Genomic DNA, 20,505 nt, shown 5'->3' with positions numbered 1-20,505 from the left:
CCCAATCCCTCTGGCAATTTCTAAGGCTTCGGGTAACAAACTGACCGGTAAATGGGGTGCTAACAAGGTCAATTCGTATGCACGGTCGGATTCATCCCTAATCCCTCTGGCAACTTCTAAAGCTTCTGATAACAAAGCAGGAGGAAGACAGGGACTAATTTCCCTTAATCCTGCCGTTTTCTTCTTAGCATCTTGATTTTGTCTCACATAAGCCAATCCCTGCGCGGGTGTCCAGATTTCATGTTTAATCAGTAAAGCAATTAATTCTGATGGAATATTCACCGCCAAACTATTAAGAGAAGTGGTGATTAAAGCATAACGAACCTGTAACCCCATAGACTCACTCTTGTTCTCAATAAAATGCTCCTCCGCCAGTTGCCACGCCCGGGAAACATCCTTAATAAAAACTGCTGTTTTCCCTTCCCTTTCACACTGACTATACCAACCATTATGACCTTCTGCGGTTTCTTCCCTCAGTAATAGATGAATCTGGGCTATCTGTCCCGCTTTTTCCAAATGCCAGAGCAATTGATTATAAATATAGCCATCATCCTCTAAACTATGCCAGTTTGATCCCCCTAAATCCCCCTTACTAAGGGGGACTTCCACCTCTTTTCCCCCCTTTTCAAGGGGGGTTAGGGGGGATATCTCCTTTTCAAGGGGGACTTCCACCTCTTTTCCCCCCTTTTCAAGGGGGGTTAGGGGGGATATCTTAATCTGTTTTTGATACCGTTGTAAAAGTTGCCCATGCGCTTCAGAAATCGACAAACCTAACCCCGGTAATTGATAATCCGTTTCAGGATGAGGAGACGCTAGGATCAGATTTCGGGCTAAATCATGTAACAAATCATGGACGCGATAACTCGTTAATAGTTCACTAGAAACCCCCGTTAATAATAAAGCCTTACTCCGTAAATATCTTAAAGTTTGTCTCGCTTCTCTAACCTGACAATCCCATAAAGTCGCCGCCATTTTTTCGGTAATGGTAACATCATCCGGTAACACCCCTAACCAGCTAAATTGTCTCAATCTTTGCCCATTTAACCGCTTTAAACTGAGATTAAAGCAAGCAATTAAACTATAATGTTTTCGTTTTTCTTCATTGGCAGTATCTCCAGCTTCCAAGCGATCTAAAATTTCTAAATTAGCGATTTCTGCTCGTAAATCTTCGATTAATTCAGCCCAAAGAATCCCATCTTCAATTTGTGCCGCCGTCAACTCCAATGCTAAGGGTAAATAACCGACAATTTTGGCTAATATTTTGGCTTGTTTCTGATCTGCTAAATTTAATTCATGCTTTAAATAACCCGTTAATAAGGCTAAAGATTGGCTTTCCGTCATCACATCCAAATCATAACGAATTGCCCCTTTAACGGGAACTTCCCTAGTGGTTACTAATAACTTACATTGATTTACTGCTACTCTAAAAGGATCAATATCTTCTACATTCCAGAGATCATCTACCACTAATAAAGCCTTTTTATCTGCCAATAAAGTCCTCAAGTGTAAGGATGCCGCATCAATACCCGTCGGCTTAAAATTATAATCTCCTAAAGCTTGAATCCAGCCATGAAGAAAGGATAAAATATCTGGTTGTTGTCCTAATGTTGCCCAGAATATCCCATCAGTAAAAAAAGCTTGAACCTCTTTTTCTTGTGCTAATGCCGCCGCTAAAGTGGATTTACCAATACCTCCTAAGCCATAAATCGCACTAATAACTAAAGTTCCAGTTTTTTCCGTTGTTGCTGACAATAAAAGTTTATTTAACTCAATACTAACCTCTGGACGTTCGACAAAATAACTCGGTTTAGGAGGAGCTTGATTGCGATAGGAAGAAGATTTTAAAGAAGCGGATATAACGGGTTTAGGTTCAGGATCAATATCATGGTTTTCTAATATCTCACACCATTCGGGATTATCATAAACTCTTGCCAAAGATTCAGCTTCTAAAGATGCCGGACGATCTCTAATTGGCTGTTTAGATTGTACCCCAATCACTAACCCATGACAAACAATTGCTGATCCCGATGTTCCCTGCCAAGGTGACTGATCTTCTGCTAATCTTTCTAATTGTTCATCGGTGGGTTGTATGTCTTGACTATCTTTAATATTTAATAACAAACGGTGATGAGGAACACGATTAGCCACATCGATAGTTCCCTCAATATGTAACCCTGTGGCGTATTTTATCTCATCTTCAGCATACCGTAAAAATAAAGGAAAGCCCAAACAGTCAAATTTAACTTTTTTTGTGGTATTAGCATCAGGTAACAACCCAAAACCTACAGGATCACAAGTTTCGATAGTTTCTGGTAATTTTACTAAGGCTATATCGATATTATCGGGGGCTTTCCAAATTACTTGAGCGTCTATATCCTGCTTATCAGAATAGTTTGATGCTGATCTAAATCGTACTTTACAGTCGTTACTATTATCAAATAGATGCCGACAAGTCAAGAGTAAACGTCCCCCAATTCGATAGGCAGTGCCATACTTAGGGGCAACAATTTCTAAAGCGCGATCGGGTTGGAATTGGGGCATAACTTATCGGATTGATGTAACCTATTCTTCTGGGATGGCGATGGGTTACGCTTCGCTAACCCATCCTACAAATTAACTGCTTTGGGGGCAAGCATTGCGTCCCTAGGGGTATAAAATTCTAATCGGGACTATCATCACTTGCTGTCTTGATAGGTCCTCCATCTTTCCCAATGGGTTTAAGGGGAATTTTAATTCTATGGGTTATCGTATCTTTATTGGTGACACCCCCACCCATTTCTACTACCCAAAATTTCAGCCCACCTTTGCCTTCTTTCGACTGCTCAACCACAAATTGAACCTCTAATTCAATTTCACCCACTTCAAAGCGAATCTGCTCACCCTCAGAGGCTAAAATAGATTTACTCAGTTCAACCCGCAATGCTTCTAAGGTTTCTCGAAGTCCAACATTCATATTAATTCTCTAGTTATTTTTGAAGGATGCAAACCAAAACCCTTTCAATTCTATCGTTTTTCTGAAACTTTAGGGCGGACGGGTTGCCTTTCTCCAATTGATATAATAGCCCAACCCGATCGCTAAGGTAAGCGCGGGTTGGGAAAAGAAATCGACCTAATATTATCTCAAGACTAAAATGACAAATTGAATTAGTATCGAGCTATTTTGCCAATACAAGGTGTCAAGATTAAACTAAGGGGCTAAACGTTGCCTTTGCCAACTGCCATCTTCTTGACGATAATAACAGAGACGATCATGGAGACGACTGGGACGACCTTGCCAGAACTCGATTAAACTAGGAATTAGGCGAAATCCGCCCCAATGAGGAGGACGGGGAACTTCACGACCCGCATATTCTTCTTTTAGTTCTGTCAGACGTTTTTCGAGGATATACCGCCCCGAAATCACTTCACTTTGATTGGAGGCCCAGGCCCCTAAACGAGATTCCCAGGGACGGACAAAAAAGTAATTATCCGATTCCTCCTCGCTGATTTTTTCTACAGTTCCCTCGATCCTAATTTGCCGTTGCAATTCTCCCCACCAAAACACTAGGGCTGCATTGGGATTGGCGATTAATTCCTGTCCTTTGGCGCTTTGGTAGTTGGTAAAGAGAACAAAACCGCGAGGATCGAAGTCTTTTAACAGTACCATGCGGGCCCGGGGTTTACCCTCCGGGGAAATAGTGGCTAAAGTCATAGCGTTGGGTTCCAATCTTCCCGAAGATACCGCCCGTTCTAGCCATTGTTTAAATACAATGAAAGGATCGGCAGATGTTTCTGACTCTAGCAATTCTTCGAGATTGTAGTCCAAGCGCAGGTCAGCGATCGATATGTCCATGGTTTTGCTTGCTAAATTTTATCCTTTGAGATCCTACAAGATTCTACAATCATGACTATCACCTCGGCCAGTGATGCGATCGCCTCTCTTTTAGAAATGGCGGAACAGGGAGAAATTGACCCCTGGGATGTGCAAGTTATCGATGTGATCGATCGCTTTTTGGCAGAATTGGGGTTATTAAATGATCTAGATTTAGCCATGGCCCAGGCTAATTTACCCCAATCGGGACAGGCTTTTTTATGGGCTTCTATGTTAGTTTTATTTAAGGCTGATACCCTAGAAAGATTGTCTTTTGACCAGCAAGAAGAAAGTCTGATTGATGAGGAAATTAGCGAGTTAGAACGGGAATTAAGAACTTTACCCCGTTATCTAGAAAATCATATTCGCCGTCGTACTGCTGCCCCACCACCGCGCAAAAGACGGGTAACTTTACAGGAGTTAATCACTCAATTACAACAGATTGCCCTAGAGATTGAAGCTTTACCGAAACTGCCTGTAGTTGTCCCGAAACCCCGGCCCCAATCCCGACGGGAAGCGGTACAAATTATCACGGAATTAGCCCACCAAGAAAACCTGACGGAATTGGCAGCGGAACTGGACTTTTTTTTGCAGAGAAAGTTTTTTCAATTAGAGAAAAATGAGATAGAGTTTGAGTATTTATTAGATTTATGGCAAGCGGAAAAACCCTCTAGTCACTCGGCAACACAGGAAAAGGTGGCGATTTTTTGGGCTTTACTTTTACTGGCTTCTCAATCAAAAGTGGAGTTAAAACAGGAGGATTTTTATCAGGATTTAACTATTTGTTTGATTAGGGTTTGCTGAAAAAGTTTTTTCTAGAGGCAGGGTGTGCGGTGTCGGGTGTGGGGTTTTAAGCTAAGAGGCATTACAGCTTATTGACTCCTATCTCCCTGACTTCTTTAAACATTTCTTTTTTTCTCAAACCATGTTTGTAATAATTCCCCCGATTCCTTGGCTAAAATTCCCGCGATTACCGGTAAACGATGGTTAGAAAAAGGACTATCTATAAAATTAGCCACAGTGCGGATAACTCCTGTTTTGGGATCGTCAGCACCGTACACTAATAATCCTAATCTAGCCTGAATAATTGCCCCGGCACACATGGGACAGGGTTCGAGGGTGACGTAGAGGGTACAATCATTTAAGTGCCAATTGCCTAAAACTTGACTAGCGGCACGAATCGCCAGAATTTCGGCGTGAGCGGTGGGATCATGGTGTTTTTCCTTGCAATTAGCCCCTTGAGCGATTAAATGTCCCTGTTTATCCACGATAACCGCTCCCACAGGTACATCACCCCGATCCCCCGCAGTTGCCGCTAAATTTAAAGCTAACTGCATCCATTGCCGATGTTTCTCATAGGCTTTTTCATCAATAGACTTTAGATAGTCCCACATTTAGCCAGTAAATTATCTAATTTTTTTTGACCATCCAAAGCATACAAATCATCACAACCACCGATATGTTCATTATTAATAAAAATCTGTGGTACACTGCGTTTACCGTTAGACCGTTCCGCCATGGCTTGACGAGCGCTTTCATCCCCATCAATCTTGTATTCGGTGTATTTTACCCCTTTCCAACCCAGCAACCATTTAGCTCGAATACAGTAGGGACAAGTTGCCCAGGTGTAAATTTCCACATTGGCCTTGATATTCTCGTTATAACGCCCAAAAAGCGAGTTAAATAGATTTAGCATCTTGTGACTACAGAAATATTTATCTTTATTTTATGGATTCTGCTACCAAAAAAGCCCAATTACGCAAACAACTAATTGTCCAAAGACGATCGCTTCCTAAGCATATTTGGCAAGAAAATAGTCAGCAACTTTGCAAAAATTTACAATCTTTACCCCTCTTTCAGCACGCTAAAACCATTCTCGCTTACTTCAGTTATCGTCAAGAGCCGGATTTAAGTTCCTTATTTTGTCAACACCATCGCTGGGGTTTTCCCCGTTGTGACGGAGATAGCCTGACTTGGCACTGTTGGACTGCCGACGATCCCCTAGAATTAAATCGTTATGGCATCTACGAACCAACAGCGATCGCTCCTCTCATTTTACCTGCCGAAGTGGACTTACTGTTAATTCCCGCCGTCGCTTGCGATCGCCAAGGTTATCGTTTAGGTTACGGGGGGGGTTATTTTGATCGTCTCTTACATTCCCCCGAATGGCAAGCTATCCCCTCGATCGGGATTGTCTTTGACTTTGCCTATCTCGATACCCTTCCCCTCGATACTTGGGATCAAAAATTACAGGCAATCTGTACCGAATCGAGAACCGAAATTTTTTAAGTAGGTAGGCATTAAAAACTTTCAGATCCCCCCGCCTATCGGCACCCCCCTTATCAAGGGGGGCAGGGGGGATCGAACCTCAAACCCATTTTTAATTTAATTATAACCAGCTACTTAACAATTATTTCCCTTTGTGCGATCGGTTTAACTTATATGGGAGCGATCGATCTTTGTGTCCTTTGTGTCTTTGTGGTTCGTTCTGGTCGTTTGCTGGCACTGTATCTTAGAATACATTTTACCCACCGACTACTCATATATTAAGTTTTATTGAATCCGATCGACCCTTAAGATAGCTTTGCTAGGATGAAATTCACATCAGGAGATGTTTATAGTAATCACCGGAAAAAGTCAACAGGGAAGCAATGAAACACTTTCACGAACCATGGATTCAAGAATGGTGTCAAGAAAACGGCTGGACAGAGCTATTTCTCGAACGCTACAGTAATTATTGGGCATTCCCTCCCAATGCCGTGATGCCAGAACCAATTCCCACCAAAGTGTTACAAAACATTAAGCGCCAAAAAGGTCTATCCCCTGCCGAAAAACTTTGGCTAGGAGTGGCGATCGGATTGACTTTGACAGCTTTAATTCTCTGTATCACCCTCGCTTGTCCTATGCCTATAGTTCTCGCTTTCGCTTTTGATGCTGTCACCGCAGCGCGATTGGAAGTGGAATATTAAACCAGCAAAAATTGAGTAGCAGAAACCCAAAAAGGGGGAGATTTTTCCGAAAGTCTTCCCCTTTGCCGCTTTTTTCTGGACAGGTACAATCGATCTGTCTTGAATCAGTAATCGGTGATCAGTGGTCAGTAGGAGAATAGAATATTAAGTGAGCAGTATTCAATGACAGTTTTCTGCTGTCTTTTCACTGATTACTGTTTATTGTTTACTGAAAAGTCCCCATGTCCGAATCTCGTCGCTTACAGTTTACCGCCGATCTGGAAATTTGCCGTATTTTGAACGGAATGTGGCAGGTTTCAGGCGCCCATGGTTCGATCGCACCCCAAAAAGCGATCCCTAGTATGTTCTCCTATCTAGATGCCGGTTTCACCACTTGGGATCTGGCCGATCATTACGGTCCAGCCGAAGATTTTATCGGTGAATTTCGTCGTCAATTAGTCGCCCAAAGGGGCATTGATGCTTTAAATAATCTGCAAGCTTTCACTAAATGGGTTCCCCGTCCGGGTAAAATGACTAAGGAAATAGTCGAAAAAAATATCGCTATTTCCCTACGTCGCATGGATGTGGATAGTCTCGATTTATTGCAGTTTCACTGGTGGGATTATCGCGATAAAAATTATCTAGATGCCTTATATTTTTTAGGAGAATTACAACAGGAAGGCAAAATTAAACACCTGGCCTTGACTAATTTCGACACGGAACATTTAAAAATTATTCTCAGCGCCGGGATTAAAATAGTCTCCAATCAAGTCCAGTTTTCCCTAATCGATCGCCGTCCCCTCGTCAAAATGGCGCAATTTTGCCAAGAACATAACATCTATCTACTCGCCTATGGTACTCTAGCAGGAGGCTTATTAGGGGCAAAATATCTCGGTCATCCCGAACCCAATGCCATGAGTCTCAATACCGCTAGTTTACGGAAATATAAAAACATGATCAATGCTTGGGGAAACTGGCAATTATTCCAAGAATTATTAACCGTTCTTAAAGCGATCGCTGATTCCTATCATGTCACCATTCCTAATGTGGCAGTGCGTTACGTTCTCGAACAAAAAGCCGTAGCCGGGGCAATTATCGGCGTGCGTTTGGGTGTTGCCGAACATATCCAAGAAAATGCCCGTATTTTCGATTTTCAATTATCCCCCCAAGACTATCAAAAAATTGATCATGTCTTGCAAAAATCCCAGGATTTATTGCAGTTAATCGGTGATTGCGGTGATGAGTACCGTCGATAAGTAGGTAGGTGTTAAAAATTGTCAGCTTTCCCCCCTTATTAAGGGGGATCCCCCCGCCTATCGGCACCCCCCTTATCAAGGGGGGCAGGGGGGATCGGCACACCCCTTATCAAGTACTGATAACTGATAACTGATGACTGATAACTGAAAAGAGGCTAATGATGAGATTTGAACAACCAATCCCCGATGATCCCGCTAATCAATGGCGCTATCAATTAGATCAATTCGTGCAAGAAAATCAACAGGAATTAGCCGGTTTAATGTGGGGTTTACTCTCGGAATGGGGAGAAGATGCTCAGGAAATCTTGGGCATTGATCTTAAACCTCAGCCCCATTTTGTCTGTTGTTCTAGGGAAGCTCTAGAGAAATTAAATCGCAAGGTTAATTGCAAAATTCAAGAGATGCTTGGGATTATCTATCGCTATAATCCCAGGGAAGAAGTGGCTATAGTTGCTATCGGTGATGGTCAGGTAAAATTGATTTATTTTCAACCCGATCTTTCCCCTCCTGAATGTTTTGATCGCCTCGAAGTGGATCTCGATACTCTCATTCAACAGTTAGAGGCCAAAATGCTGGCGGAAATCCAATCTTTCCCAATTTGATGCCGATTGCCAGCGCAAAAAGTTGGCAGGTTGTCCCACGGATAAACCCGCTAATCCGATCGCTTTTCTGGGGGATTCTGTCCCTAGAAGAATCGCTGTTTCTAAATCACATATTCCCCAGTTAACTAAATTGGCTACTCCTTGTAATAAGGGTAAGGTTGTTCCCGCTAAAGTACCATCAAAAAGTCTTGCTGTTCCCTGTTTAACTTCAATTTCTCTCTCGTCCCAAGGATAGACACCATCTTCTAAACCGATCGGCGCTAAAGCATCACTAACTAAGAAAATTCCTCGATGATAATTACTGGCTTTTAGTAATAATTCTATCATGGTTGGATGGATGTGTTGACCATCGGCAATTAACCCACAATACACCTCGCGATTGATAATTGCTTCCCCTAATAACCCCGGTTGACGGTGGTGTAAAGGAGGCATGGCATTAAAGGCATGAGTAACCATTTTTGCCCCCTGTAAAAAGGCTTTTTTGGCTATTTCTTGACTTGCTTGCGAATGTCCTAAACTGACGGTAATTCCTCGATCGCTTAGGCATTTAATTACCGTACCGCTACTATCTAATTCGGGGGCTAGGGTGATAATTTTTACAATCGATAAGTAGTCCCCAAAGATTTTATCTACTGTTTCTATACTTGGGTTTAAAAGATATTGTCCCGGATGCGCTCCCCTTTTTTCATAGTTTAAAAATGGTCCCTCTAAATGTACTCCTAAAACCTGGGCGCTCGCTCGATTTTCCTGTTGCTGTTTCTCGATATATTTGGCAATTACTGAGAGGGATTTTTGAAATTTCTCCACGGAGGTGGTTACTAAGGTGGGAAGATAACCATCAATTCCTTGATTCCCCAGATAATCGCTAATCTTATCTAACTTTTCTAGATCTGTTATTTCTAAGTCGGGAAATGCTAATCCTAATCCTCCGTTGATCTGTAAATCTACTCCTCCTAACGATAGCCAATCCCCTTCCATATCGATAATCTTTTCCCCTCTTGTCTTTCCCCCCATCTCCGTGATTCTCTCGATCCTTCCCGCAGCATTTATCTCTATTTGTTGTTGATCCTGATGGGCGGGAATTCTAGCGTTAATTAGGGTTATCATAGAAGCAGAAAACTAATTTTTTTTTATTATAATCTCAAAAAAAAACTTTTTTTTTGATTATGCTTGACAAAGGAGCATTTTTTTGAGATGCTTTTTATATAATGGGAATCTTTGCACTTAGTGACAGATGTTTAAATCCAATTATATAAAAACTAATCATAAAAAAATAATACCATAACCTGACCGCTCCCTGTCCAGAGATTGCAAAAATACTTTACAAAACAATTACAGCCTTTCTGCCGTAGTTCTTAGGAGGGAGTGACTGTCAGAAGGAAAGCTTTGTCCTATAATAAAATTAAGACTTGATAAAAACTACTTTTTTAGCGATAAAAGAGTAGAAATCTCAGTGATTAGGGAGGGGTGTGTGTTTTTTAGAAAAATAGGGAAAAAGACTCAAGAACCGCGTCGTATTATTATCGGAGATGTGCATGGCAGTTTTCAGGCACTTTTGCGACTATTAAACCGAGTTGCTCCCGATAGTGAGGATGAGGTTTATTTTCTAGGAGATTTAATTGATCGAGGACAGCAGAGCTTGGAAGTGGTGGATTTTGTCATCAAAAATAACTATCAGTGTCTCCTAGGAAATCATGAATATATGCTCTTAAAAGCTCTGGCAGGAAAAGAAATTTCTGAAAAATGGTTTAACGGCTGGATCGAGAGTGGCGGGGCGGCGACACTACTAAGTTATAATAACAATATACCCGCCGAGCATATCAATTGGTTCCAATCTCTACCCGCTTATTTAGACCTAGGAGATATTTGGTTAGTTCACGCGGGAGTACACCCAGAATATCCTCTTGAACGGCAAACAAAAGAGCAGTTTTGTTGGATTAGAAACGAATTTCATACCATGACCCAACCCTATTTCAAGGATAAACTAATTATCACAGGTCATACTTTAACCTTTACCTTTCCCGATGTCAAACCGGGACAACTAGCTCGCGGCAACGGTTGGCTAGACATTGAAACTGGGGTTTATCATCCCCAAAGTGGTTGGTTAACTGCTTTAGATTGGACAAATCAATTAGTTTATCAAGTGCAGGCTCAAAATAAAAATTGTCGCACGATCCCTTTAGAAAAAGCCGTGGTTAATCTAGATATTGAAAAGATTTCTCGCTACTTCTCCAGGGAAAGCTCATCTAAATCACTGAATCTTTAATGGTGATCAGAAAAGAGAAGCGATAAAACCGGAAGCATCGGTTAAAATAGTTGATAATCTGATTAATACCCTTTTCTAATGACCCTTGAACTCTTATACCAAGCCTTCATCGAAACAATTCAACATCCTGACTCTGAGATAAATCTAGCTCGGGCAGCCCTACAAATAGCCAATTTTGAATATCCGCGCCTCAAGATTGATCACTATTTAAATAGGATAAATTTAATGGCTGACGAGGTAAAAAAACGTTTACCGGATAGATTATATCCCTTAAAAATAGTCAAGATTATCAATCAATATTTGTTTGAAGATTTACAGTTTACCGGTAATACCCAAGAATACTATGACCCCCGCAATAGCTACTTAAATGACGTAATTGATCGCCGCACTGGTATCCCACTCACTCTCTCGATTATCTATTTAGAGATTGCCAAACAGATCGATTTTCCCATGGTAGGAATTGGTATGCCGGGCCATTTTATTATCCGTCCCGATTTCGAGGAAGTAGAAATCTTTGTCGATCCCTTTCACGGTGGTGAAATCCTATTTAAACAAGACTGTCAAGAAAGATTAAGTCAAGTTTATCAACAGCCAGTTAAATTAGAAGAACATTTTCTCAATATTGCTACCAATCAGCAAATTTTATTACGTTTGTTGACTAATTTAAAATATATTTACCTGAATCGTCAACAATGGTCTCAGACAATTCGGACAATAGATCTACTACTTTTGCTCATTCCTAATCATCCCCTAGAGCTGCGCGATCGAGGTTTAGTTTACTATCAAATTGGACAACTCAGCCAAGCGCAACAGGATTTAGGCTTCTATCTTGCCCTCCTACCCAACGCCCAAGATGCGGAATCAATTCGGCAATTATTGCAAAAAATTAACTCTTAAGTTGCCCATCGTCAGGAGATTATTTTTATTTGTTCTCCCCACACCCCACACCCCACACCCCACACCCCACACCCCACCAACAAACTTTTTCAGCAAACCCTAACTAAAATGACTATTAGCCCTTCCGTAACTGCGAAAAAACTCAAAATCGGTCAACTGCGAAAAGTTCATCATATCGCTTTCAACGTCAAAGATATGGATGCCTCTCGTCATTTTTATGGGGAAATATTAGGATTAGAGGAATTAGTGGGGGAAAAAATTCCCAGTACCTTAAAAGAATTAGTTGCCCAGGGAAAAGTGGCCAATTTTATCACCCCCGATGGTACAGTAATTGACCTATTTTGGGAACCAGATTTAAACTCTCCCGACGACAATCCCGAAATCGCTTTTACCCGTGCCAACCATTTAGCCTTCGATATTGCCCCGGAATACTTCGATTTTGCCCTAGAAGTGCTACAAAGTCAGGGAATTACTATTGCTAGTGGACCCGTAACCCGGCCGACTGGGAGAGGGGTTTACTTCTACGATCCCGATGGCTTTATCGTCGAAATTCGCTGTGATCCGGCATCTTAACGACTCAGAGGGCGGAAATTGCCACGAAAAACCAGAAAAGTTAGGGTAATCGCTAATATCATCGCTGTTATCGCAATTAGAGGCAGAGAAATCTGTTTAACAGCGATCGCCAAAAAAGCCCAGATAAACACCCCGATAAAAGCCCGATCTTTTCTTGTTAAACCGACTAAAATCGCGATTATCGCCCCGATAAGCAGGATTATTACCGTCCAGCTCTGGTCAGTTAGACCCCATCGCTGCCAGTCGATCCAATCTAGCACCGAAGCGAAATTGACAATCGTGGCCACGCTAATCCAAGCGAAATAAATACTAATAGGAGCATTAACTAATAAACCCTGTTTACGATTGACAATCAAGCGATTAATTTCTAAGCGGAGATAAAGCCGGATGAGAGGAATTAAAATGCCTAGCATTGCCAGTAAAGACAGGGTAAAAAAACGCAATTGAAAGAGAATTACCCAGAGAATCTGACAAGCACTAGCGATGGCTAATTCGTAGCCTAACCGACGCAAACGCGGTTCAGTTTTATTGAAAGCCAAAGCTTGGTAAATTCCCAGACTAATTAAACCCAGATAAATTAATCCCCAGATCGCAAAAGCATAATTAGCGGGAACAATTAAGACATCTTGAAAAACTGTATTCGAGATAGCCCCGATATTTTCGCCCTTGAGAGGAAAAATATTAGCGAAAATATTGGTAATAAAAGCCCCTAGAATAGCAAATAAATTTAGTTCTTGTCGGAGACGATCTCGATCAAAATTCATAGGTCAATCAAAGACGGAAAACATCATTTCGCCCTGGGCGGCCAATTGCCCATCGACTCTTGCTTCCCCTTGCATTTTAGCAATTTTATTCATCTTGAAGGATAATAATTCCACCGTCATGATTAATTGATCCCCCGGCACCACAGGACGACGAAAACGGGTTTTATCAATGCCAGCGAAGGCAAAAAATTTCCCTTTCATCCCGGGTAATTGGGTCAAAATCACCCCCCCCACTTGGGCCATGGATTCAACAATTAACACCCCCGGCATCAAGGGACGACTGGGAATATGACCGGGAAAAAAAGGCTCGTTGATCGTGACATTTTTTAGGCCAACGGCTTTTTTACCTGGTACATAGTCAATAATACGATCAACTAGGGCAAAGGGATAACGATGGGGCAGTAGTTGGCGAATTTCCTCGACGGTAAAGGTAGTTTTTATGACTGGTTCCAACTCGGTTAAGGCTTCGGTAACGATGGTCATGCAAGTCAAAAATTACAAGTTAGATCAGACATTATCTCACAATCAGTTATCAGTGATCAGTTATCAGTTATCAGTGATCAGTTATCAGTGATCAGATGAACGTAGGTGGGGTTGAAGCATGAAACCCAACGCCAGCATAGTTTACGCTACCGCTAACCCATCCTACAAATAATTGTGCCTCCCTACTTAGCTTAACCAATTAGGTTTTAGATTCGATCCTTGTTATCAGTTCACTGTTGACTGGAAACGGCTGACAGCCTTTTTAGTTGGGCATTTCAGTTAAACGAGCATTTTGATAATAATGGCTGAGAATGCGGTCATAAGTCACCCCTTGGTCAGCGAGGGAAAAAGCGCCCCATTGACTTAAACCGATCCCATGACCGAAACCGCGACCATTAATGGCAAAAGTACCGTTATTAGCTGAAATCGTGAATAGGGTACTACGCAGCTCCAGGAATCGCCGTAATTGGGTATCAGAGATTAATTTAGAGCCTTGATCGCCCACTATACGCATTCTAATCACCCGTCCGTGGGGAGTGGTTCTTTCGGGAGATAGCGATCGCACACGACCGACACCACCGATTAAACGGCCTAATTCCCCGGCACTAAAGTTTTTTGACCATTGGAATACCGGGGCGACTTGATCGTAATCGACGACACCGCGCAGGTAGGGTAAGGGGGAATTCCAAACATCCTCGACATTTTCCGTATGACCCCCGGAGGAGGAGTGAAACACCGCTAGAATCGGTTTGCCGTTGAAACTCATAATTTGTCCGGCGGTGGCATTAACTGCCTCGTGGGTGCTAGTAAACTCGCTTTCTAGACCCTTATAAACTTGGGTGCGGGTGGTAGTATCAAGATCGTAGATGCGATTGCCGGAAGTGTTCATTTGGTAGAGAGCATAGGTACGCGCCGCCACGGATTGGGCTTTTAAGGCCTCTTGCGGCCAGGAGGGAATCGCCTCCGCACCGACGACACTATAGAGATATTCCTCTAAATCGACTAAATTTAGGGCTGTCACCCCAGAACCTTGCCGAATGATCCTTGTGCGTCCTCGATACCAGCGATCATTAATCCAGACGTAACCATCATTCTCCGGTTCGATGATCAATTGACTGGCCTGCCAATCGGCCAAACCCACAGCTTTTCCTCTGGGATTAGCATTGAGGGCATTCATGGCGGTCAATTCTCCTAGGACTCTGCCGGCCCCATCTTTCACCACAGCATCGGTGGAACTGCCCACGGAGACGGCACTAACACCTTTACTGATGGCAATGCGTAATTCGACAGCAGCTTGGACTGGAGCGATAATCAAAGCCCAAAAAACTAGGATGAGCCAGCTATGAGCAGGCAGGCGCTGCAGGTAACTACCCAGCAGCCTTGCTGTGTGTTTATTGGTCATGGGGGTCGGACTCCTCACACAATCGATCGATAATCAATTTTACCCGGACTGGGATTTTTTGGCTACTCCAGTCCAGAAAAATTTTTCCCCTGTCACTTTTTCCCGATGGTCTGACAATTTTTCTCTCCTCTGACCCCTGAATGGGCAAATCGTCTTATTTTGTCCGATTAATCGGGATTTATTCGGTTTAGTCGATTATTCTAAGTAGGGAGGCGTTAAAAATTATCATATTTCCCCCCTTATCAAGGGGGGATTAAGGGGGGATTAAGGGTAGGGTTGATTCATGAATCAACCCTACTATGAATAAACCCTAGGATTAAGGGGGGATCAAAGACAAAATCCATCCTCAATTTAATTATAACCACTTACTTAAGTAGTCCAGCAAAATTAATTTCCTAGGTTCGAGTGGACAATCGCCAATTCTTGCCGCCAAACTAGCAGGGATTTCTCCCAAGCTAGTTCCCATTTTTGCGCCAAAAAAGGTCGAGTATTTTTGCCCAAATTATAGGCGATGACAATCTCTTCCCAGAGAGAATGTAAGGAAAGTGGCGAAGAAAATAAAGCTCCCAATAATCCCCCTAAAAGTAGTACAATAGCTAGAGGGCGACGAGTTTGACTTAATTCAAAAGCTTTCAGCTGCAATTCTCCCATGCCATCGACACCAAAACCCGTGACTATATGCCAGATATCGTGAGTTTGCCGTAGGCGAAGCAGCAGATAATCTGTGTCGGAATTGACCTGAATAGACCGATAAAAATTAGGATCAAAATTGAGACTAATTAGGTGAGTAGCATAATGATAACCTAGGGAATCTTCTGGGAGTTTTAGCAAGGTTTCTAAACAGGGACTAGCGGCTAGATATCTTTGGGCAATTATTTGGGCGGTAGCTCGATCGCTTTTAACATATTGCAAAGATAATCGCTGTAACCAACTCTCTTTTAAGCCATCTTCAATATCATATACAGACATAATGTTACTGGGATTTTGTAAAAGAGAAATTATTCCTTTGGTCACACTGATTAGATTAGTTGTGAATAGCATATAAACTCTCCTAAGTCAGAAAAAAGAGTGAGAATAATCGAAAAAAAACTGATAACCAATAACTGAGAAAAACTACTCCTTATAGGGATCGTACTGACTCAATATCCGTTCTAACTTTGCTTCATCAATGCGATTAATTAAGCGTTTAGATTCTTCGACATCGCGGACAGTTTTTGATAAATTAATGGTCGAACCGACGGTAAATAGTAAACCCATGCCTAAATAACCTTTAATCCACGCATCTACTGGTAGATAAATAACTCCTAAAGAAGTGGCAGAAATAGAGACAATAAAAGATAACCAAGTTTGAAAAATCCACGCTTGAGTATGACTGGGAGCAGTACCGTATTTTTTATCGTTCATAATCGTCTCCTAAATGTTTCTACACCCATTTTGTCTCTTCTAGAGGTGCAACAACAATGAGCGCTATCTAGTAGGGGGAGGGTTGAGAACTGGGGTGAAGTGGGGTGAAGTATGGTGAAGTATCAAGTATAATCGTTGTCAGAATCTAGGACCGAAAAGATGGAGAGCAAACACCTGAAAATTTGGTATTCTTGGGAAAAACAAGAACAAATGATCGAGCGCTTGGTGGGGAGAGTGGGATTAACCCGGGTGCGTGCCACTTGTTTTCTGCGTCTCTGGATTTATGCGATCGCCAAGGAGGGACAGGCAAAACCCCCTTTATCCCAGTTAATTTTTCCCACCACTGCCATTATATGTACCCATCGGCAAGCATCGGATTTATTTTATCAGGATCAGGATCAGGGCAGCGATCGCTCGGCGGGTATGATGTTAGATAAATTAGCGGCCCTTGGTTTAATTGAAAAAATTTTTGACGGCAACACAACCAGAATTAAAATCAAGCCAATTACGGGGATTTTAGAGCCTGATAGCTCGGAATCATCTGTGGAATTGCAATTAGATCAATTTAATCCCCGTTGTGATGCGATTCCTGTGGCTAACTTGCTGACACGCAATTATAACTGGATGAATCGCAATGCTGAAGCAATTCCCCATCGCATTTCTCGTCTGTTGCGGGGTTGGTCAAAAGATTACACCACAGGTATGCGAGTTTTGCGTCGGGTAGATAATCTTAATCCCGTCGGTTTTTATCTGCTCTATCCCACCGCAAACGAGTCGGAAGCCAATTTTTTTACCTCTCCTAACAAGAGTTTACATCTAAGTGCGATCAACGAACAGGATCCTTTTAAAATGGCATCTGTGGGAGATGAAAATTGTCTTTCGGTATTTATTCGCAGTTGGATGATTGATGCTAATTATTTAGAAAAATATCGTTTAATCTTCCTGCAAGATGCCCAAAAAACTCTCCAGAGAATGACCTTAGATTTTCCTAATCTCTGCGATTTACATACTTTGATTATTCATCCCGATTATGAGAAATTAGCCGCCGCCTTGGGATTTCAAAAAACTATTCAGGAATCCCCAAACTCTATTTATTGGATGTATTTAGGACTCGATCGCTTTTTATCCCTAGATATGAGTGCAATTCAATTTTAATCGGGAGTGGGGAGTAGGGGGAAAAATCCATAACTGGGTTTTTGAAGTTCGATCGAGAGTTAGTCGTAATATTAAAAGCGGATTCGGTATAACATCTTGTCAATAAGTATTGTTATAATAATGACATCAATCAAGCTATAGTCGCCTATGTCTGAACAATTGATCGCTAATCTTGCTAATGCCTTTAAACCAGTTCCTTTACCTGCCGATAGTCCCTTTTATGTGGATCTAAAAGCAGTGAGAGCGGATGCTGATGTTTGTCAAGATTTAGGCAGAAAAATTATTCGTTCGCTGCCAACAGACTACACCCATCAACTCTACACAGGACATCGAGGAGGGGGGAAATCCACGGAATTATTGCGGCTGAAAAAATATCTAGAGCAAAAAAATTGTTTTGTTGTTTATTTTGCGGCAGATGAAGACGATATCGATCCAGAAGATGCTCAATATACAGATATTCTCATTGCCTGTACGCGCCATTTATTAGAACAACTAAAACAGGCTAATTCAACCCCCTTAAAAAACTGGATAAAATCCCGTTGGCAGGATTTAATTGATTTAGCTTTAACAGAGATTAAAGTGGAAGATGTCAAATTAGAAACGGGAGACTTGATTAAATACTTTGGTAAATTATCTGCGGCGATTCGGGCAATTCCCAGTCAAAGACAAGAAATAAGAAATAAAATCAATCCTCATACTGTTACGCTGTTAACAGCACTAAATGAGTTTATTGATAATAGCAAAACTGTCTTAGATGATTCAACAAAATTAGTGGTAATTGTTGATAACTTAGATCGCATCGTACCGATAAATCGGCGAGATCATAAAACTAATCATGATGAGATTTTTTTAGATCGGGCTAATCAATTAAAGGGGTTAAATTGTCATTTGATTTATACTATACCTATTTCAATGGCCTATTCTAATCGGGCCAATGATCTAAGGGATATTTATGATAATGACCCGATGGTTTTACCGATGATTATGATCCGCAATCTTGATCGTACTATTAATCCTGATGGTATGGCAAAAATTAAGGCTATTATTGAGAAAAGAACGCAGCAATTTTTACCGAAGAAAAAGCTAGAAACAGATATTTTTGAAAGTCAAGAAGTTCTGGAGCGATTATGTTTAATGACTGGAGGTCATGTACGAAACCTAATTTTATTAATGCAAACCGCTTTAGATCATGTGGATGCTTTACCTATTACCGCAAAAGCTGCTCAAAGAGCAATAACTCAAGCTAGAGATGTCTATCAGAGAACAGTAGAACACGAGCAGTGGAAAATTCTGGCTAAGGTATATCGTACCAACGAAATTCAAAATGATGAAGCTCATCGTAAATTATTATTCAATCGTTGTATTTTACAATATGCTTATTTTGATGCAGATGCAGAGTTGAAAAGTTGGTATGATGTGCATCCTTTAATTACCGAAATTAAGGAGTTTAAAGACGCAATCCTCAGCCAACCCACACCGGGAGGAGTATAATAATGACAAACCCAAAAGTAAAACCCTTAACTAACTTTCAGGAATCGGATTTTGAAGGATTGCTAGAAGAGCAACCCCTAACAGCAGCAGAATCCTATCAAGCATTACTGCGATCGCTGAGACGAAAAAATGGCTTTAATTTACTCTTTGTTCGCTGTTCTCCCGTGCAAGCTGATGAGATTATTCGGAGAGTCAGTCAAGATTTACCTAATAAAAATATTCAAGTCCTGCAGCTTGATTCAGAAACCGATAATTTGTATGAGAAAATTGTCGATTTACCAAATTATACCAATCTAAACATTCTTTTTGTGCGCGGTTTAGAAAATGCACTACTGCGCTACGAAGAAGCGGAAAGTGAAGGCTATTTCTTGTCGAGTCAAAGTCCGGTTTATGGGGGAACCTGGGCCGGAGTTCCTAAGATTTTAGGCTATTTAAACCTATCCCGTGAGCGATTTGAGCGGCAATTTCCCTTTACTTTAGTATTCTTATTGCCGGAATTTGCCTTGCGGTATTTTATTCGTCGTGCGTCGGATTTTTTTGATTGGTATTCGGGAGTTTATGAATTTCCGACGGATAAGGACATATTGGAAAGAGAAATTATAAGACTGGTTTATTTAGACGGCGATCTCGATACCTATCAGCAATTTACTCCCCAACAACGACAGGAAAAGTTAGCCGAAATTAAGGCCTATTTAAGCGATTCCCCATCTCTCGATCCTGTTCAAACATCTGAATTGTGGCATAAAAAAGGCTTAATTCATCAAATGGGAAAAGAATACGAACAAGCGATCGCATCTTACGACAAAGCTTTAGAAATTAAACCCGATGACCATGATGCTTGGTACGGCCGAGGGTTTGCGTTAGATGATTTAGGCAGATTTGAAGACGCGATCGCATCCTACGATCGAGCTTTAGAAATTAAACCCGATGACCATCAAGCTTGGTACAACCGAGGGATTGCGTTAAGGAATTTAGGCAGATTAGAACAAGCGATCGCATCCTACGATCGAGCTTTAGAAATTAAACCCGATGACCATGATGCTTGGAACAGCCGAGGGATTGCGTTAGGTAATTTAGGCAGGTTTGAAAAAGCGATCGCCTCCTTCGATCAAGCTTTAGAAATTAAACCCGATGACCATCAAGCTTGGTACAACCGAGGGAATGCGTTAGGTAATTTAGGCAGATTAGAACAAGCGATCGCATCCTACGATCGAGCTTTAGAATTTAAACCCGATTTACATCAAGCTTGGTACAACCGAGGGATTGCGTTAGGTAATTTAGGCAGATTTGAACAAGCGATCGCATCCTACGATCGAGCTTTAGAATTTAAACCCGATGACCATGATGCTTGGAACAACCGGGGGGTTGCGTTAGCTGATTTAGGCAGATTTGCAGAAGCGCTCGCATCCTATGA

At 41.7% G+C, this 20,505-nt stretch carries 22 protein-coding genes; 11 read left to right on the top strand and 11 right to left on the bottom strand.

Annotated elements, in window-relative coordinates:
* The 3 genes from ACOCD9_RS15395 to pdxH form a co-directional block, all read right to left on the bottom strand.
* A partial coding sequence (locus ACOCD9_RS15395) for an NB-ARC domain-containing protein (RefSeq protein WP_419547900.1) occupies positions 1–2,541 on the bottom strand: 2,541 nt, incomplete at its 3' end.
* A gap of 118 nt (positions 2,542–2,659) precedes the next feature.
* Positions 2,660–2,959, bottom strand: a complete 300-nt coding sequence (locus ACOCD9_RS15390; RefSeq protein WP_419547901.1) for a trypco2 family protein — start codon at positions 2,957–2,959, stop codon at positions 2,660–2,662.
* Between the two features lie 228 nt (positions 2,960–3,187).
* Positions 3,188–3,832: a pyridoxamine 5'-phosphate oxidase gene (gene pdxH, locus ACOCD9_RS15385; protein WP_104398377.1), complete on the bottom strand. Its 645-nt coding sequence runs from the start codon at positions 3,830–3,832 to the stop codon at positions 3,188–3,190.
* A gap of 51 nt (positions 3,833–3,883) precedes the next feature.
* Here pdxH and ACOCD9_RS15380 point away from each other — a divergent pair, with 51 nt between their 5' ends.
* Complete coding sequence (locus ACOCD9_RS15380; RefSeq protein WP_419547899.1) at positions 3,884–4,654, top strand: segregation/condensation protein A; 771 nt, start codon at positions 3,884–3,886, stop codon at positions 4,652–4,654.
* 95 nt (positions 4,655–4,749) lie between these two features.
* Here the strand turns inward: ACOCD9_RS15380 and tadA are convergent, their stop codons facing one another.
* Together tadA and grxC are read right to left on the bottom strand one after the other, a co-directional pair.
* Positions 4,750–5,244: a tRNA adenosine(34) deaminase TadA gene (tadA, locus tag ACOCD9_RS15375; RefSeq protein ID WP_123229874.1), complete on the bottom strand. Its 495-nt coding sequence runs from the start codon at positions 5,242–5,244 to the stop codon at positions 4,750–4,752.
* Entirely contained in the window at positions 5,229–5,546 is a 318-nt protein-coding gene (grxC, locus tag ACOCD9_RS15370) for a glutaredoxin 3 (RefSeq protein WP_002751734.1), read from the bottom strand. The genes tadA and grxC overlap by 16 nt, the downstream gene beginning before the upstream one ends.
* 32 nt (positions 5,547–5,578) lie before the next feature.
* On the opposite strand from grxC, the gene ACOCD9_RS15365 reads away from it, so the two are divergent.
* From ACOCD9_RS15365 to ACOCD9_RS15350, 4 genes are all read left to right on the top strand, one after another.
* A complete protein-coding gene (locus ACOCD9_RS15365; protein WP_287703052.1) occupies positions 5,579–6,139 on the top strand; it encodes a 5-formyltetrahydrofolate cyclo-ligase in 561 nt (186 codons plus the stop codon).
* A gap of 362 nt (positions 6,140–6,501) precedes the next feature.
* Entirely contained in the window at positions 6,502–6,819 is a 318-nt protein-coding gene (locus ACOCD9_RS15360) for a hypothetical protein (protein ID WP_002762345.1), read from the top strand.
* Positions 6,820–7,040: 221 nt separating this feature from the next.
* Positions 7,041–8,054 (top strand): aldo/keto reductase, encoded by a 1,014-nt coding sequence (locus ACOCD9_RS15355; RefSeq protein ID WP_287703050.1) that lies wholly within the window; start codon positions 7,041–7,043, stop codon positions 8,052–8,054.
* 161 nt (positions 8,055–8,215) lie between these two features.
* Complete coding sequence (locus ACOCD9_RS15350) at positions 8,216–8,656, top strand: hypothetical protein (RefSeq protein WP_287703065.1); 441 nt, start codon at positions 8,216–8,218, stop codon at positions 8,654–8,656.
* Here the strand turns inward: ACOCD9_RS15350 and nagA are convergent.
* Positions 8,612–9,763 carry an N-acetylglucosamine-6-phosphate deacetylase gene (gene nagA, locus ACOCD9_RS15345; protein ID WP_419547898.1) on the bottom strand — a complete coding sequence of 384 codons (1,152 nt, stop codon included), beginning with the start codon at positions 9,761–9,763 and terminating at the stop codon, positions 8,612–8,614. The genes ACOCD9_RS15350 and nagA overlap by 45 nt on opposite strands.
* A 364-nt stretch (positions 9,764–10,127) precedes the next feature.
* On the opposite strand from nagA, the gene ACOCD9_RS15340 reads away from it, so the two are divergent.
* From ACOCD9_RS15340 to ACOCD9_RS15330, 3 genes are all read left to right on the top strand, one after another.
* Positions 10,128–10,922 carry a metallophosphoesterase family protein gene (locus ACOCD9_RS15340; protein WP_287703046.1) on the top strand — a complete coding sequence of 265 codons (795 nt, stop codon included), beginning with the start codon at positions 10,128–10,130 and terminating at the stop codon, positions 10,920–10,922.
* 78 nt (positions 10,923–11,000) lie between these two features.
* Positions 11,001–11,819 (top strand): SirB1 family protein, encoded by an 819-nt coding sequence (locus ACOCD9_RS15335; protein WP_190359691.1) that lies wholly within the window; start codon positions 11,001–11,003, stop codon positions 11,817–11,819.
* Positions 11,820–11,927: 108 nt separating this feature from the next.
* Positions 11,928–12,392: a VOC family protein gene (locus ACOCD9_RS15330; protein WP_287703042.1), complete on the top strand. Its 465-nt coding sequence runs from the start codon at positions 11,928–11,930 to the stop codon at positions 12,390–12,392.
* On the opposite strand, the gene ACOCD9_RS15325 is transcribed toward ACOCD9_RS15330, so the two are convergent.
* The 5 genes from ACOCD9_RS15325 to ACOCD9_RS15305 form a co-directional block, all read right to left on the bottom strand.
* A complete protein-coding gene (locus ACOCD9_RS15325) occupies positions 12,389–13,156 on the bottom strand; it encodes a tryptophan-rich sensory protein (protein ID WP_287703040.1) in 768 nt (255 codons plus the stop codon). The two genes, ACOCD9_RS15330 and ACOCD9_RS15325, sit on opposite strands and share 4 nt — an antisense overlap.
* Before the next feature lie 3 nt (positions 13,157–13,159).
* Complete coding sequence (fabZ, locus tag ACOCD9_RS15320; RefSeq protein WP_002734156.1) at positions 13,160–13,639, bottom strand: 3-hydroxyacyl-ACP dehydratase FabZ; 480 nt, start codon at positions 13,637–13,639, stop codon at positions 13,160–13,162.
* A 262-nt stretch (positions 13,640–13,901) separates the two neighbouring features.
* On the bottom strand, positions 13,902–15,041 hold the full coding sequence (locus tag ACOCD9_RS15315) for a SpoIID/LytB domain-containing protein (protein ID WP_287637295.1): 1,140 nt from the start codon (positions 15,039–15,041) through the stop codon (positions 13,902–13,904).
* Between the two features lie 387 nt (positions 15,042–15,428).
* Complete coding sequence (locus tag ACOCD9_RS15310; RefSeq protein WP_419547897.1) at positions 15,429–16,082, bottom strand: Coq4 family protein; 654 nt, start codon at positions 16,080–16,082, stop codon at positions 15,429–15,431.
* A gap of 72 nt (positions 16,083–16,154) precedes the next feature.
* Complete coding sequence (locus ACOCD9_RS15305; RefSeq protein ID WP_149978304.1) at positions 16,155–16,445, bottom strand: YiaA/YiaB family inner membrane protein; 291 nt, start codon at positions 16,443–16,445, stop codon at positions 16,155–16,157.
* Positions 16,446–16,604: 159 nt separating this feature from the next.
* Here ACOCD9_RS15305 and ACOCD9_RS15300 point away from each other — a divergent pair, with 159 nt between their 5' ends.
* The 3 genes from ACOCD9_RS15300 to ACOCD9_RS15290 all read left to right on the top strand — a co-directional run.
* A complete protein-coding gene (locus ACOCD9_RS15300) occupies positions 16,605–17,600 on the top strand; it encodes a hypothetical protein (RefSeq protein WP_287727400.1) in 996 nt (331 codons plus the stop codon).
* Between the two features lie 147 nt (positions 17,601–17,747).
* Complete coding sequence (locus ACOCD9_RS15295; RefSeq protein WP_419547896.1) at positions 17,748–19,091, top strand: P-loop NTPase fold protein; 1,344 nt, start codon at positions 17,748–17,750, stop codon at positions 19,089–19,091.
* Positions 19,092–19,093: 2 nt separating this feature from the next.
* Positions 19,094–20,505: tetratricopeptide repeat protein (locus tag ACOCD9_RS15290; RefSeq protein ID WP_419547895.1), on the top strand; the 1,412-nt coding region annotated here is incomplete at its 3' end.

It is taken from the genome of Microcystis sp. (assembly GCF_048564745.1).
GTDB classification, from domain to species: Bacteria; Cyanobacteriota; Cyanobacteriia; order Cyanobacteriales; family Microcystaceae; genus Microcystis; species Microcystis ichthyoblabe_A.
This window is presented reverse-complemented; position numbering and strand designations above follow the sequence as displayed.

What these genes read in the sequence shown, in the direction of transcription:
- pdxH (WP_104398377.1), bottom strand. Translation starts at nt 3,832, where the DNA reads ATGGACATATCGATCGCTGACCTGCGCTTGGACTACAATCTCGAAGAA.
- ACOCD9_RS15380 (WP_419547899.1), top strand. Translation starts at nt 3,884, where the DNA reads ATGACTATCACCTCGGCCAGTGATGCGATCGCCTCTCTTTTAGAAATG.
- tadA (WP_123229874.1), bottom strand. Translation starts at nt 5,244, where the DNA reads ATGTGGGACTATCTAAAGTCTATTGATGAAAAAGCCTATGAGAAACAT.
- grxC (WP_002751734.1), bottom strand. Translation starts at nt 5,546, where the DNA reads ATGCTAAATCTATTTAACTCGCTTTTTGGGCGTTATAACGAGAATATC.
- ACOCD9_RS15365 (WP_287703052.1), top strand. Translation starts at nt 5,579, where the DNA reads ATGGATTCTGCTACCAAAAAAGCCCAATTACGCAAACAACTAATTGTC.
- ACOCD9_RS15360 (WP_002762345.1), top strand. Translation starts at nt 6,502, where the DNA reads ATGAAACACTTTCACGAACCATGGATTCAAGAATGGTGTCAAGAAAAC.
- ACOCD9_RS15355 (WP_287703050.1), top strand. Translation starts at nt 7,041, where the DNA reads ATGTCCGAATCTCGTCGCTTACAGTTTACCGCCGATCTGGAAATTTGC.
- ACOCD9_RS15350 (WP_287703065.1), top strand. Translation starts at nt 8,216, where the DNA reads ATGAGATTTGAACAACCAATCCCCGATGATCCCGCTAATCAATGGCGC.
- nagA (WP_419547898.1), bottom strand. Translation starts at nt 9,763, where the DNA reads ATGATAACCCTAATTAACGCTAGAATTCCCGCCCATCAGGATCAACAA.
- ACOCD9_RS15335 (WP_190359691.1), top strand. Translation starts at nt 11,001, where the DNA reads ATGACCCTTGAACTCTTATACCAAGCCTTCATCGAAACAATTCAACAT.
- ACOCD9_RS15330 (WP_287703042.1), top strand. Translation starts at nt 11,928, where the DNA reads ATGACTATTAGCCCTTCCGTAACTGCGAAAAAACTCAAAATCGGTCAA.
- ACOCD9_RS15325 (WP_287703040.1), bottom strand. Translation starts at nt 13,156, where the DNA reads ATGAATTTTGATCGAGATCGTCTCCGACAAGAACTAAATTTATTTGCT.
- fabZ (WP_002734156.1), bottom strand. Translation starts at nt 13,639, where the DNA reads ATGACCATCGTTACCGAAGCCTTAACCGAGTTGGAACCAGTCATAAAA.
- ACOCD9_RS15315 (WP_287637295.1), bottom strand. Translation starts at nt 15,041, where the DNA reads ATGACCAATAAACACACAGCAAGGCTGCTGGGTAGTTACCTGCAGCGC.
- ACOCD9_RS15310 (WP_419547897.1), bottom strand. Translation starts at nt 16,082, where the DNA reads ATGCTATTCACAACTAATCTAATCAGTGTGACCAAAGGAATAATTTCT.
- ACOCD9_RS15305 (WP_149978304.1), bottom strand. Translation starts at nt 16,445, where the DNA reads ATGAACGATAAAAAATACGGTACTGCTCCCAGTCATACTCAAGCGTGG.
- ACOCD9_RS15300 (WP_287727400.1), top strand. Translation starts at nt 16,605, where the DNA reads ATGGAGAGCAAACACCTGAAAATTTGGTATTCTTGGGAAAAACAAGAA.
- ACOCD9_RS15295 (WP_419547896.1), top strand. Translation starts at nt 17,748, where the DNA reads ATGTCTGAACAATTGATCGCTAATCTTGCTAATGCCTTTAAACCAGTT.